The 12,184-nt window shown below is 51.7% G+C and carries 10 protein-coding genes; 8 read left to right on the top strand and 2 right to left on the bottom strand.

The annotated features are described in order from the left end of the window. Positions 1 to 955: 955 nt before the first annotated feature. A complete protein-coding gene (locus V5A26_RS10320) occupies positions 956 to 1,372 on the bottom strand; it encodes a hypothetical protein (RefSeq protein WP_332322443.1) in 417 nt (138 codons plus the stop codon). Between the two features lie 686 nt (positions 1,373 to 2,058). On the opposite strand from V5A26_RS10320, the gene V5A26_RS10315 reads away from it, so the two are divergent. The 8 genes from V5A26_RS10315 (at position 2,059) to V5A26_RS10280 (ending at position 10,615) form a co-directional block, all read left to right on the top strand. Then, positions 2,059 to 4,215, top strand: a complete 2,157-nt coding sequence (locus tag V5A26_RS10315) for a hypothetical protein (RefSeq protein ID WP_442908774.1) — start codon at positions 2,059 to 2,061, stop codon at positions 4,213 to 4,215. 385 nt (positions 4,216 to 4,600) lie between these two features. After that, positions 4,601 to 5,026, top strand: coding sequence for a GtrA family protein (locus tag V5A26_RS10310; RefSeq protein WP_332322441.1), 426 nt, complete (start codon positions 4,601 to 4,603; stop codon positions 5,024 to 5,026). Between the two features lie 146 nt (positions 5,027 to 5,172). Beyond that, on the top strand, positions 5,173 to 5,766 hold the full coding sequence (locus tag V5A26_RS10305) for a hypothetical protein (protein ID WP_332322440.1): 594 nt from the start codon (positions 5,173 to 5,175) through the stop codon (positions 5,764 to 5,766). Between the two features lie 386 nt (positions 5,767 to 6,152). Then, positions 6,153 to 7,190, top strand: a complete 1,038-nt coding sequence (locus tag V5A26_RS10300; protein ID WP_332322439.1) for a 4Fe-4S dicluster domain-containing protein — start codon at positions 6,153 to 6,155, stop codon at positions 7,188 to 7,190. Beyond that, complete coding sequence (locus V5A26_RS10295; RefSeq protein WP_332322438.1) at positions 7,183 to 8,040, top strand: FAD/NAD(P)-binding protein; 858 nt, start codon at positions 7,183 to 7,185, stop codon at positions 8,038 to 8,040. The genes V5A26_RS10300 and V5A26_RS10295 overlap by 8 nt, the downstream gene beginning before the upstream one ends. Further along, complete coding sequence (locus tag V5A26_RS10290; RefSeq protein ID WP_332322437.1) at positions 8,037 to 8,801, top strand: NADH:ubiquinone oxidoreductase; 765 nt, start codon at positions 8,037 to 8,039, stop codon at positions 8,799 to 8,801. The genes V5A26_RS10295 and V5A26_RS10290 overlap by 4 nt, the downstream gene beginning before the upstream one ends. Continuing rightward, entirely contained in the window at positions 8,798 to 10,114 is a 1,317-nt protein-coding gene (locus V5A26_RS10285; RefSeq protein WP_332322436.1) for a Ni/Fe hydrogenase subunit alpha, read from the top strand. Before V5A26_RS10290 ends, V5A26_RS10285 begins: the two co-directional genes overlap by 4 nt. Before the next feature lie 9 nt (positions 10,115 to 10,123). Beyond that, positions 10,124 to 10,615: a hydrogenase maturation protease gene (locus V5A26_RS10280; protein WP_332322435.1), complete on the top strand. Its 492-nt coding sequence runs from the start codon at positions 10,124 to 10,126 to the stop codon at positions 10,613 to 10,615. 37 nt (positions 10,616 to 10,652) lie between these two features. Here V5A26_RS10280 and V5A26_RS10275 read toward each other — a convergent pair whose 3' ends face one another. Beyond that, positions 10,653 to 11,564 carry a sulfite exporter TauE/SafE family protein gene (locus V5A26_RS10275; RefSeq protein WP_332322434.1) on the bottom strand — a complete coding sequence of 304 codons (912 nt, stop codon included), beginning with the start codon at positions 11,562 to 11,564 and terminating at the stop codon, positions 10,653 to 10,655. Positions 11,565 to 12,184 lie beyond the last annotated feature (620 nt).

The raw sequence follows: 12,184 nt of genomic DNA, 5'->3' as shown, positions 1-12,184 counted from the left end.
CCATGTCCTCGAACTCGTAAACGATCGCTGCCTCGCGGCCTGTTAGCCTCTCATAGAGCCCCATTGCCAGGTCAGACCATTCGGTTGGCTCCTCAATTTTTTCCTCTTCGGTGTTTGTTTCGGACATAAACATTTTCTAGTATGGTATGTAGCTATAAGACTCCTTGGGCACCCAATAATTTCGGAATCGCAACCTGAAATTCGGTCGTTTTCTCGTTCGAGAAATTCGGTTGCCATGTCAGTGGAATCCGGCTCATAATCAATATGAAGAACGAGATTTTTGTTGGTCATGGTGCTCATGAATCCAATCTCAATGGCTATATTTGAGGAGGACGAAGCTTAAGGTATCTTGCCCCAAGGATAGTGCGATTGTTATGGAAGTACGAGGAGAAACGCCCGCCCCTCAAAATTGGGAGGATGTCAAATTGCTGTTTGAGGCTGCACTCTTGTTTTCTTCAGCGGTGTGTTCCCGTCCGTATGAACCAGTTCTGGCGGACTGATTACGAGGTTCCGTATTGGGTGGCCATGTTGATCGTCGTCGCAGTTTTTGGCAGTCTCGCCATCGGTTAATTCTATGACAATCTGGCAGGCCTCGTGGCCATTTTCGCAGGCTTGGTTCGACTGGGTTTAACTCTGTTCTTGATCTATCTCTACTCCCGGTTCGTTATCGCAGTCGAGACGATCGCTGAGAAACACTGACGGATAGCAAGCGGAAGCCTCGTTCTCAAAAACACGAAGCGTTTTCGGGTGCAACGAGACGCGTAGCGTCTCGTCGTGCCCCTTCAGAGCGGGGTTCAAGCGACAGCACTGCTCGTCAGTCCACGATATGGGTACAGAGCGAACACATCCCGGCTTGATAGGGGCAATGATCACACCTTCTTTGAAGCGTGGCTACTCGGTATTTCGCCGCTGTTAATTTGTTTCTAAGGAACCATCGATGAGTTCCCGGAGAAACTTACTCAGTCTCCATCACATCCGCTTTACGCAAATCCACACTATATGAATAAACTGGCTTCTGTTCTGTGACTTCCTGCATTTCGCCTTCATAAATTCGGAAATCGGTCACGTCATCCCACCTGTCTGTCGAGGACGCCCGTACTGATTCAACATACACTTTTCCCGAGTAAACGTCATGGCGGAGCGACAATATGTGGCCTTTATATTTTTGAAGATCAGAAATATCATCGGCATATGCGTCTCCCTGCAATGTGAACACCTCGGCTTCCTCACTGGGATGATGTTTCGTGGAATCCTCACGAGTCTCTGTTTCCACTGTCCCTGCCCTTTCTTTCGGTTCAAGTTGCGGTTTATTGTATTGATCTGGGGGTCTCCAAGCTCCCAACCCCACATCAACTCTTTCGTCAGTAGGCATTATGAATGATCCTTCAGTCTACTACTTTTCTCGAGGGACATTAATACAAGTTTGGCTCTGTTTTTGATCCTTGGTTATACCGAGTCGTTTCGAAGAACCAGCCGATGTCTCAGTCTGGGTATCCACCGGGCCGCTCGGTAAGCAATTGGAAACCTCCCATGAACCCGAATCTCCGGATTGACGTTTGAAGGAGTGCTTTACTCTCACATGTTTGTGACTGGTTGTATTTCAGCCTCGTTCACCAGTTTCACTTTCACTTTGGATGGGTAGGACATTTGAACTTACAGGATTAATATCATATTAGGGAAGAAGTCAAAACTCCCAATCCATGTCCACCCTCTCAACCCCGAATCCCCTCTTTGCAGATATCCAAGTTCAGCCAACCTGTCCCCGAAGAGGCTCCATCAAATCATGAAGTGGGTCGCAAACTGCACCGACTGTCGGTGGATATTCGAAGGCGAAGATCAAATCGAGGCAGCAGATGCTCAAGAACGGCATTCCCGAAAGGAGCAGCATCACGTGGATATCGCCCGTCGAAAGGTGGCCTAATCCCGAACCGAAACCGGTCTATTTGCTACATCTCGGTTTTGACCCTCATCACCGTTTCCGTAATGGTGTGCGATTTTCCTCACCTTAGTCGAATAACACAAAAGTGCAAGTGTTGGTAGCCTCTTCAATTAAACAGTATGGAAAGCGACCCTCCCGAATCACCTCGATTCCCTCAAACATCGGGAGTAGGTACTGTATCAGCGGATGATTTGACCTCCATCAATCGACGTTCCTTCCTCACCACTATCGGGGCGGTAGCAGGTGCAACCTCGATAGCTGGATGTTCGACTTTCGACCATGAAAGTGACGCTGCCACCACGGAGATGAGCGAGGAGCGTGCTCGGGAACTTGCAGAGCAATTTGCGCCGACTCTGTACTTTGACGAGCACGAACAATGGTTCCCTACCGATCCTCGTGCCTACACCAGGGCGAACGGGGAAGAGACAGTTGTAGATGGATTCGAAGCTCTTGATGGATATACTGAGGGCTCGAAAGAATCTGATGCGCCACCGGATCCCACAGTATTTTTCCACGCGATGGAGTACGAAGACAGTCCACTTGCAGTCGTGCAGTTCTGGTACTACTCAGTGTTCGACCAATTCACAACCAACTTTCACTGGCACGATTGGGAGGTGCTTCACGTGTTCGTCGATACGGACTCAGGGGAGCCACAATTGTACGTTGGCAGCTCACACTCCAGTAGTGTCCCCAACAACGAGTTTCTTGACCCCGAAACCCAGCAAGTGCCACGAATACTTTCGGAACTCGGGTCCCACTCCAGCGCATTATCGGTCAACGACGTGGCGGACAGATTCCAGCGGCTCCCGATTGATGGCACGATCGCGGACATAACCAACAGCGCGATAGAGAGTATCGAGAATATCGCGAATATTCCCTTAGCGTATGGCCTTCCACGGGACGAGGGATCACGGCTTCCCTACGTTGTTCCCGAGTTAGATGACAAACCGCTCTACGAGCATGGCCAACTGCCATCTGTCAGTCGGGACGACCTCGTTGCAGAGGAGCTGACGATTCGGTCCTTCGCAGACCTCACCTCCCCACCGGGAGACCTCGCCGACCGGTCGACTGGAGTGGTCTTCCAATCTGCCGGTCGAGATGAGGAAGTGGGTGATGTCGAATACGACCTCGTACCCACCAGGGAACTCGAACACATTACTGACTTTTCCGGGCCACAGCTCAGCTTCGAATTTGCTATTCCAGCATTCGCTGAAGACGCAATTGCAAGTCACATCTCCACCACTGGTGTCCCGTGGGAGCAACCGCGATACAACGATCCTGCTGCAGATATTTCCGATTCCAACCACCGCGCGGTTCTGGCTGACAGGTATAGCGCCATCGCCGAACCAGCCTCGGTCAATACTGTCATCACCAATGTCACTGAAGCGATTTCATCCGACAAGGCCCCAGATGGGGAGGGAGTCACTACTGGAGACCTCTCCGTGGAATCGATAGCACTCCTGGAAAGTAACGCCGAAGCGGTACCAACGTTCAATGGAATCGCTGTTGTTCGTGATGTTCAGTCCGGGGAACATCGGCTGACAGTGAACGCTCCGGGCGCTGAACCACATAGCGAAACGCTTGTAATTTCAACGGATGGGAGTGGGCCAACGAGTGCAGGCGCCGAGGGAAACGTCCCACTCGTGGCCCGGGAAAATGCCATGAAGCTAGAGGTGGGGACGAATGAAAGCGAAACTGATCTGACAGACCTCGTCCTTGAAGACGACTTTGCAGGCCGACTTTATGACGCTCCTCTCGATGGTCCAGATGCAGTGTATGTCCACCGGGGAGGGGCGTATACAACCGAGGTGAGGGACGCCGAAGGTGAGGTTGGTGCCTACCGGATCAATCCGTCCACTGAGAATTACGTCCGCCTGGAAGCACCCCGAACTGGGAAAGAATCACTTTCGAATTATCTTGCGGATATCGCCGGGGAAACTGCCACAGCGGTCGAGGCGGCCGGCACCGGAAATGAGACCGGGGATACCACAAACGGTGGCACGTCGGGGGGCCAAAACAATGCGATCCAGGGGCTCACCGAGGCCTTGGAAGCTGTCGTAGAAGCGGCTCAGCGTGCTGCCAATGATGCCGCCAACGGTAACAAAAAACAGGCCAACCAAAATCTGGATACAGTTATAGAGCGCCTGGAACGTGTGCAGAATCGGCTCGATGAAGCAGCCGAGGACCTACCGAAGGATCTTGAACGGGCCATCGGCCATCGGCTCGACCAATCCCAAAAGCGATCCAATCAAGCGTTGGCCGCAAAGAAACTGTAATTTACGGGTGTTCACAGTGCTAATTGGGCGCTCTGGAAGACCGTAGATAGAACAAATCTACCATGAGATCTAAAACAAACTTGGACGGCGAGAGGGCTTATTTCCCTATTGCCGGTTCACACCAAGCAGAATCTATCGGTTCAAAAGACAGAGCCGCCAATGACCAATACGTCATCACGAGAGAGGTGCCTAGCAAGACCGATTTACCGGAATCTGGGACGGTGATCGAATGGGTCTTTGAGACTCGGAATTCCCCGCAGTATACGGTTCCTAAGACTGCAACCCTACACCAGGAGTCTCAAAAATCGTTTAGCGCCAGACCAAGAAGTTTGATCCCACAACCGAAATTATCCAAACGTACCTGGAAACACTCGGCTTTAAATAGATGATTCGAGCGTTTTTACGGGGCTTACATAGTGGTCCCGTTGCGGAACAGCTTCAACGGTTCGTCGTCGTCGGAGTGCTTGCCGCAGGGATTCAACTGCTCTTACTCTGGCTGCTCGTGGATTACGTCAGACTGAATTATCTCGTGGGAGCTCTGATCGCCATCGAATTGACCATCATTCTTCAATACATGATCAACAATGTTTGGACCTTCAAAGCCGCAAAGATCAGGGGTCGAAGGCAGTACTTCGTTGGCCTATTGAAAACTAATGTGGTCCGTGGGACAGCCATCCCGATTCAACTGGTCCTCCTCTTCGCCCTGGTTGAATTCGGCGGAATTTCGTACCTCTTGGCGAACGCTGTTGCTATCCTCATCAGCGGTGCCTATCGGTTCTACCTCGATTCACGATGGACGTGGGACCAGTAAACTTCCCTTTCCTACTTAGCTCGGGGGCAATAGCCCCGCTCGTTCGATGAGGGGAGGTGTTTTATGTGGACTTCCATTCTACGCCTCGACACAAGGCCCCCCTGGACCGGCCCAAAACCCATTTATGGGCGGAACTTAGCCAAAATATGGCCGCACAGTCCTCAAAGGTAAGAGGGGGATCTGTTCAGACCAGACAAATATTAGCAAGTGCAGGTCTTGGCGGTATCGCAGGTATCATCGGATACCTGCTCTCTTTTCTCCTCGTCGATGGCGAAGCACGTAGTGTAGCCATTGAAGTCGCGGACTGGAAACTGGTCGGCTGGTACTTCTTTAACGGGCACTTGGTAGACGTAGAAGCGACAGGCTCAATTGGGGAATTTGGTGGGAGCGAAACCATCAATTTCATCGCCCAGTCGAGCGCAGCAAGCGCCGGCGTTATATATCTCGTTCCACCGCTTGTACTACTTGGAGTCGGTGGCTTACTGGCCGCCCGCCTCGACGCGAGAGATTTGGGTGAGGCTGTATTCGCTGGCGCACCTGTCGCAATCGGCTATGTCGTGGTAATGACTGTTGGAGCAGTGCTCACCCAAGCGAGTACCGAAGCGAGTTTCGTCGGTGTCGACGTGAGCGGATCTATCGGTCCACAATTCCTACCGTCGGTTCTGTTGGCCGGTGTGGTGTATCCACTCGTATTCGCCACGGTTGGGGCGATTATGGTTCTGATAATCCGCTCCGATTGAGGTGTCAGATGCGAAAATAGCCGGATTCCTCAGGAACTCTTACGCAGACTTATGGCTTCCAGAAACCGTCTACATTGAACATCGCAGACTGCAATTCCAAAAGCGATTCCTTGCATGTAACAGGTATTCTCAAAGAATTGGCCATGGTTCTGGAGAAAAGTTAGAGAAGGCACATAAACTGCTTTCGAGTGAAAGACTTTGATATTTACTATTTTAGGTGTAAATATGCATGTATCGCAGCCAAAGCACGGTTCCCACTCCACAAAAATGAGTCTCACCGGCTATCTCTCAGACTGTAATGTCCGGTTGGAGCTTGAAGACCCGTTGGCAACTGCACTGAACCGTTTCAATTGCCCACTTACTGCTCGTCACATCGGGGTGATCGGATGAAAATCTTGGCCAAATACGAGTTTGACGAGTTGGTAAACAAGTGGATTGCCGAAGATCCTCGTGAAGTCGTGGGGGCAACCCACGATGGAACAAAATTCGTCTTCGATGATATAGACGACGCTGAGGAGCTGCGTTTGGACTACGATCTCACAATGCTTTCCCCGAAGAAGTATTTCTTCCCTCAGCGTGAGCGACTCGTCCAATACGATACGAACGAAAACGATTACGCGATGGTCCAAGATTGGAGCGAAGAAAGTCGGATCATCGTCGGGATTCACCCGTATGACCTCGTCGCAATCGAACAACTAGATGACATTTTCATTGATGCCCAGGGTGATGAGCCGTATCGGCGAAAACGTGAAAATTCCGTCCTCATCGGTGTGACGATGCAATCTGTGTCCGAGCATTCCTTTGCGGCCAGCATGGGAACGGCTCGGACCGAAACAGGATACGACCTCCTTGTGACAGAACTGGAAGACACCTATGCCATAGAAATTGGGTCCGAGAAAGGAAGTGGCCTGCTAGAAGAGGCTCCCACCAAGGAAGCTTCTTTGGAGGAAGTTGAGGCAGTTGAAGAACAGAAAGCGGCGGTCGAATCGAAGTTCGAAAAAGGAATCGAGTTTTCCCCCAAACAGCTTCCGTCTCTCCTTAAAGAAGGCTATGACGCAGTCGAAGTATGGGACGAATACGCCGACGGGTGCCTCTCCTGTGGCACCTGCAACGTCGTTTGTCCCACGTGTTATTGCTTCAATGTCGACGTCGTCGATTACATGACTGACGAAGTTGGCGAAACACGTCGCCGTTGGGACGGATGTCTCCTCGAAGAATTCGCAGCGGTCGCAGGCGGTGAGAATTTCCGTGAGGAACGAGTGGCCCGTCACCGGCATCGCCTGATGCGAAAGGGTAACTACCTTTACGAACGGTTCGGCGACATCGCCTGTGTCGGCTGTGGTCGCTGCACCAAACAGTGTGTCGCAGACGTTGCCGATCCAAGTGAAATTTACAACGAACTATGGAGGAGTGTCAATGCCTGAAAAAATCGAAGCGACCGACCATGGACCAGTTCATTACGAACCGGAACCGGCGACACTCGTCCGCCGTGAAGCCTTCACAGACGGGGATTCGGTGTTTGCCTTCGAACTCCAAGAGCGCGACACACTCGGGCATTTACCAGGCCAATTCGTCCAGTTGTTCATTCCGGGTGTCGGGGAGGCACCGTTTTCGGTGAGTTCCTCGCCGACTGACGAAGGCCCTTTCGAACTGTGTATCAGGGAAGTTGGTAAGGTCACAAACGCGATTCATGACCTAGAAGTCGGAGATACAGTTGGGATTCGTGGCCCATTCGGCGAGGTTTGTGACATCGAAACGTTTGCGGACAACGACGTGCTCTTCATCGCGGGAGGAATCGGTCTGGCACCGCTCCGTTCGATGATCAATTACGTCTTGGCACACCGAGACTGGTTCGATGATGTGACTGTTCTCTACGGGTGCAAGGAACCAGCGGAGATGCTTTACCCAGCGGAAGTTAGACAGTGGGAGCAGTCCGATATCATCGATTTCCGAATGACAGTCGACGGAGTACCCGAGGGCCAAACTTGGGACGGGAACGTTGGCGTTATTACGACACTCATTCCTGGGCTGAATCTGGACCCCGAGAACACGTACACGGTTGTTTGTGGGCCACCGGTTATGTTTCAGTTCGTCCAGCAGGAACTTGATGAAAAAGAAATTCCCCACGAACAGATCTACCTCTCCCTCGAACGGCGAATGCATTGTGGAGTCGGACTCTGTGGCCATTGCCAGATCAACGATCTCTACGTCTGTCAGGATGGACCCGTCTTCAACTACGAAGTCATCAAAAATCGCCCGGAGGCACTCTCATGAGCCAGACAAAGATGAAACCTCGCGTTGCCTTCTTCGACTTTACCGGGTGTGAAGGCGATCAGCTACAGATCATCAACTTGGAAGAAAAACTCCTCAAACTTGTCGAAATCGTCGATATCGTCAGTTTCAGAGAAGCGACCTCGGCACACAGCGACGACTATCAAATCGCGTTCGTTGAAGGGTCTATATCGAGAGATCACGACGCCGACCGACTCGAGGAGATCCGATCAAATGCCGATACCCTGGTCGCACTCGGTTCATGTGCAACGATCGGAGGCATCAACGCAGTTCGAAATTCCCAAGATTTCGATACCGTACAGAAACGGGCTTATGGCGACGATGCCGACCGAATCGATTCGTGGGAGGATGCCAAGCCAGCCGCTGAGGTGGTCGAGGTCGAATACGAGATCCCAGGGTGTCCGATAGATAAAGACGAATTTCTTCGTGTCGTGACAGACCTCGTTCAGGGCCGGGAACCGTCCCTCCCGAAATATCCTGTTTGTCTCGAGTGCAAACTGAACGAAAACACCTGTGCATTCCTTCGGGAAGATATCTGTCTTGGTCCAGTGACACGCGGAGGATGTGACGCTGTCTGTGTCTCGGAAGGGACACGCTGTTGGGGGTGTCGAGGACTCATCGACAATCCGAACGAAAATGCAGCGTTCGATGTGTTAGAAGAGCACGGACTATCAGTTGAAGAAGTCACTGAGTTCTACAACATGTATTTCGGCTGGCAACAGACAGCGGAGGTCGAACAATGACTGAAATACAGATCCAAGACGAACTCGTTGCCCGGGTCGAGGGACATGGAAACATCGTCGTAAACGTCTCCGATGGCTCACTCGAGGATTGTGAGTGGCAAGTCGTCGAGTCCCCACGGTACTTCGAATCGATGTTCGTGGGGAAGGACTTCGAAGCGGTCCCGCACATGACGTCCCGAATCTGTGGAATTTGTTCGGCAAGCCACGTCAATTGCTCGCTCAAGGCTGTCGAAGACGCCATTGGGGTCTCGATAACCGACCAGGACACGCGACTTCGAAAGCTGGCGCTCAATGCTGAGATCCTTCAGAGTCACGTCCTCCATCTAGGGTATCTCGCCCTTCCGGACCTGATGGACTCGAAATCCGTCATTCCACTCGCGGATACGCACGAAGACGAGGTGCGAACCGTCATTCGCCTTCACAAGCGTGCAAACGAAATGCTCGAAACGATCGCTGGCCGATCAGTCCATTCCCAACGACTCATCCCAGGCGGGTTTTCGAAAATCCCATCGCGTTCGGAACTCTCAGAGCTACGAGAGTCACTGGAGGGGGGGTTTGAAGACCTTGATGCCGTTGCAGAATTACTCGCCGAACTAGCCGATCAACTTCCAGATTTCGAACGAGAGACTGAGTACATCTCGCTGACACATCCTGACGAATATGCACTCTATGAGGGGACACTCTACTCTTCAGATGTGGGAAAACTGACCAACACCGAGTACGAATCTGTCGTGAACGAATACGTAACCGACCAGTCGACGGCAAAGTTCGCCAAACACGTTCGGGACTCGTATTTCGTCGGTGCACTCGCCCGATTCAACAATAACTACGAACAGCTTTCAGGCCGAGCCAAGACACTTGCAGACCAATTCGGCCTGGAGCCGGTCGATTACAATCCGTTCAACAACACTGTGGCACAGTTGATTGAAGTTGCACATCTGTTCGAGCGGTCGATCGGGATAATCGACGATTTGCTCGAGAGAGGGATCGAACCACAGACCGACTATAATCGACCGGATATCGAACCAGACGACGGTCGTGGCATTGGACTACTCGAGGCTCCACGTGGCCTTCTGATCCACGATTACCGGTTCGAGGATGGACTGTGTCAAGAGGCAAATTCGGTGATCCCAACAAATCAGAACCATGGGAATATTCAACAGGACATGGAAACGATGGTTCCCGAAATCCTTGACCTGTCCAAACAAGAGATTGAACACACACTCGAAATGTTGGTTCGAGCATACGACCCGTGTATATCTTGTTCAACACATTATTTGGACGTTGAATTTGTTGATGAAGCCCATCACTGAAACGTGACAATGGAACCATCTCATCAGTCAGATGACCCCTCACAGACTGATAACCAGTTGGGAGTGTTTGGATTCGGTAATCCGCTCCGAGGAGATGATGGGATCGTTCCAGTGTTATTCGACAGAATACGCGCCCAGGAGGCGGCTGTAGACGCGACACTCGTGGAGTTTGGATCACGGACGTTTCGGGTCGTTCATGCACTCCGTGATTTCGATCGGGTGCTTCTTGTCGATGCGATGCGATTTGGTGGAGAACCCGGAGCAGTAGTCGTCTGCTCGTCTGGTGAGGTCAGCTCTCGTTCGGAGACAACAGGCTCCCACGAATTGGACCTCCTGGAACTGGTGGAGTTAGCAACACAGTTGGAAAATGCACCGACTGAGATTCGAATTTTTGGTATTCAACCGGGCCCAGTCGATATGGATTCGGCCCTCAGTGACCCAGTTGAAAACCGACTGCCAGAGATTCATGCGGAACTGATGGAGACACTAACGGATTTTTGATGGTTGGGTCGGGATTATCGACAGTATAGTTCTGAAATCACAACAGAAATTCTGTCCAGAGCACGATCCCGCCAACCAAACCAAATACCACGCCAAGAATTGGTTCCATGAGTTCACTTGGGACATACTTCCCCAGCCGAGTTCCAAGAGTTCCACCGATCAGAACACCTGGTATTGACCAGGCGACCACGTACCAGACAGGGGTCGCGGCCAAAGCATGAACTATTGCTCCTGCAATGGCCGAAATTCCCAGGACGAACACGCTCGTGGCGACCGCTACTCTAGGGGGAACCCGGCAGCGGACAATCAATTGGGTTGTCGTTAGTTCGGGAAGTCCAGCACTAATTAACCCTGTAATAAATCCACCAATAGTCGACATACTAAGACCAGGTGCTCGCCAACACGTGTCGTACCGATAGACCGTTCCGTTCCGAGTTTTGATAACTGTCTCCCCTCGTCCCTTGTTTTTCGATTCAAGTATGGGGCCTTCCCTTTCGCCGGGTTCGCACTTCTCGGGCGGATCATAGTACACGAGAAACCCGCCGAGGAGAATCAATCCGGCCCCAAAAATCGCTTTCAAAACCGTCGTTGGAACGTAATGTGCACTAACCGAACCGAGAACTACAGCGGGAACCGCACCGAGTAACAGCCATTTCGCGGTCGCATAGTCGACAATTCCCTGCCGGACGTAATTCAGGAGGCCGTTTCCCATTCCGAAGACTTCAGTCAGCAAGCCGGCCCCGATTGCTTGGGCCGGTTGCAGGCCGACAACGAGAATGAAAAACGGACTGAAAAAGAGGGCTCCAGAGACGCCAGAAGAAAGTGCGACCGCCGAAAACACGATCGAAGCTGGAAAAATCCACCAATGTGAGACAAACGCAGAAACGGGAAAGTCTGCTGCCATCGGGACAAAACTGCCATTTCCCGTGACCGTTCCGGTAGCTGCCATGGAAACGAATATGGAACCCAAAACCATGGATCCTCCAAGCACCCACAACTGACGGAACCGTCGCTTCATACGTTCTACGTATCAATTCAGTTCGTAAAAACCTTTGAGAATACGTGATCGCAATTGATTCTGTCCGTGATACGCTATTCGAACTGCGAGAGTAGCTTGGAAACCGGCCGATACGTTCCCGCCCGAACGACACGTTCGATGAGCGACACACAACGTTTGCTAGGGGCCCTCAATCCGAAACACCCGAGTATATGGATTCTTTGGATCGATGACAGAGTTTCCGGGCAACAGTCAGAAATGTCCGATCCTAATCTGTAGGAATTCGTTCCACTCACTAATGAACAGCCCGAACAGGTTCGTTCCCAGAAGTAAACGATCGAGGAGGGACTGATTGAAAAATCAGGACCCAGCCCTTAATTAGAAACAGTTTATGATATCATAGTATACGAGGGAACACATCTGATGGCAAATAACGAAGCCGAACCGACAAGTGAGAGCGAAAGCACCGTCGCGTATGACCCTGAGACCAGCCGGTACGATATTTTTGAGTGTCCGGACTGCGATAACATCGTTCTCGCCTTGGGCAGGAGCGACCCACCGATGGCCTGTCA

It is taken from the genome of Halodesulfurarchaeum sp. (genome assembly GCF_036626455.1).
Taxonomy (GTDB): domain Archaea; phylum Halobacteriota; class Halobacteria; order Halobacteriales; family Halobacteriaceae; genus Halodesulfurarchaeum.
The sequence above is the reverse complement of the archived record's forward strand: the minus strand, read 5'-3'. Positions and strand labels throughout refer to the sequence as shown.

Bases quoted from the DNA above. Each gene is read 5' to 3' on its own strand.
- V5A26_RS10280 (WP_332322435.1), top strand. From the start codon at position 10,124: ATGGAACCATCTCATCAGTCAGATGACCCCTCACAGACTGATAACCAG.
- V5A26_RS10275 (WP_332322434.1), bottom strand. From the start codon at position 11,564: ATGGCAGCTACCGGAACGGTCACGGGAAATGGCAGTTTTGTCCCGATG.
- V5A26_RS10305 (WP_332322440.1), top strand. From the start codon at position 5,173: ATGGCCGCACAGTCCTCAAAGGTAAGAGGGGGATCTGTTCAGACCAGA.
- V5A26_RS10315 (WP_442908774.1), top strand. From the start codon at position 2,059: ATGGAAAGCGACCCTCCCGAATCACCTCGATTCCCTCAAACATCGGGA.
- V5A26_RS10285 (WP_332322436.1), top strand. From the start codon at position 8,798: ATGACTGAAATACAGATCCAAGACGAACTCGTTGCCCGGGTCGAGGGA.
- V5A26_RS10295 (WP_332322438.1), top strand. From the start codon at position 7,183: ATGCCTGAAAAAATCGAAGCGACCGACCATGGACCAGTTCATTACGAA.
- V5A26_RS10320 (WP_332322443.1), bottom strand. From the start codon at position 1,372: ATGCCTACTGACGAAAGAGTTGATGTGGGGTTGGGAGCTTGGAGACCC.
- V5A26_RS10290 (WP_332322437.1), top strand. From the start codon at position 8,037: ATGAGCCAGACAAAGATGAAACCTCGCGTTGCCTTCTTCGACTTTACC.
- V5A26_RS10310 (WP_332322441.1), top strand. From the start codon at position 4,601: ATGATTCGAGCGTTTTTACGGGGCTTACATAGTGGTCCCGTTGCGGAA.
- V5A26_RS10300 (WP_332322439.1), top strand. From the start codon at position 6,153: ATGAAAATCTTGGCCAAATACGAGTTTGACGAGTTGGTAAACAAGTGG.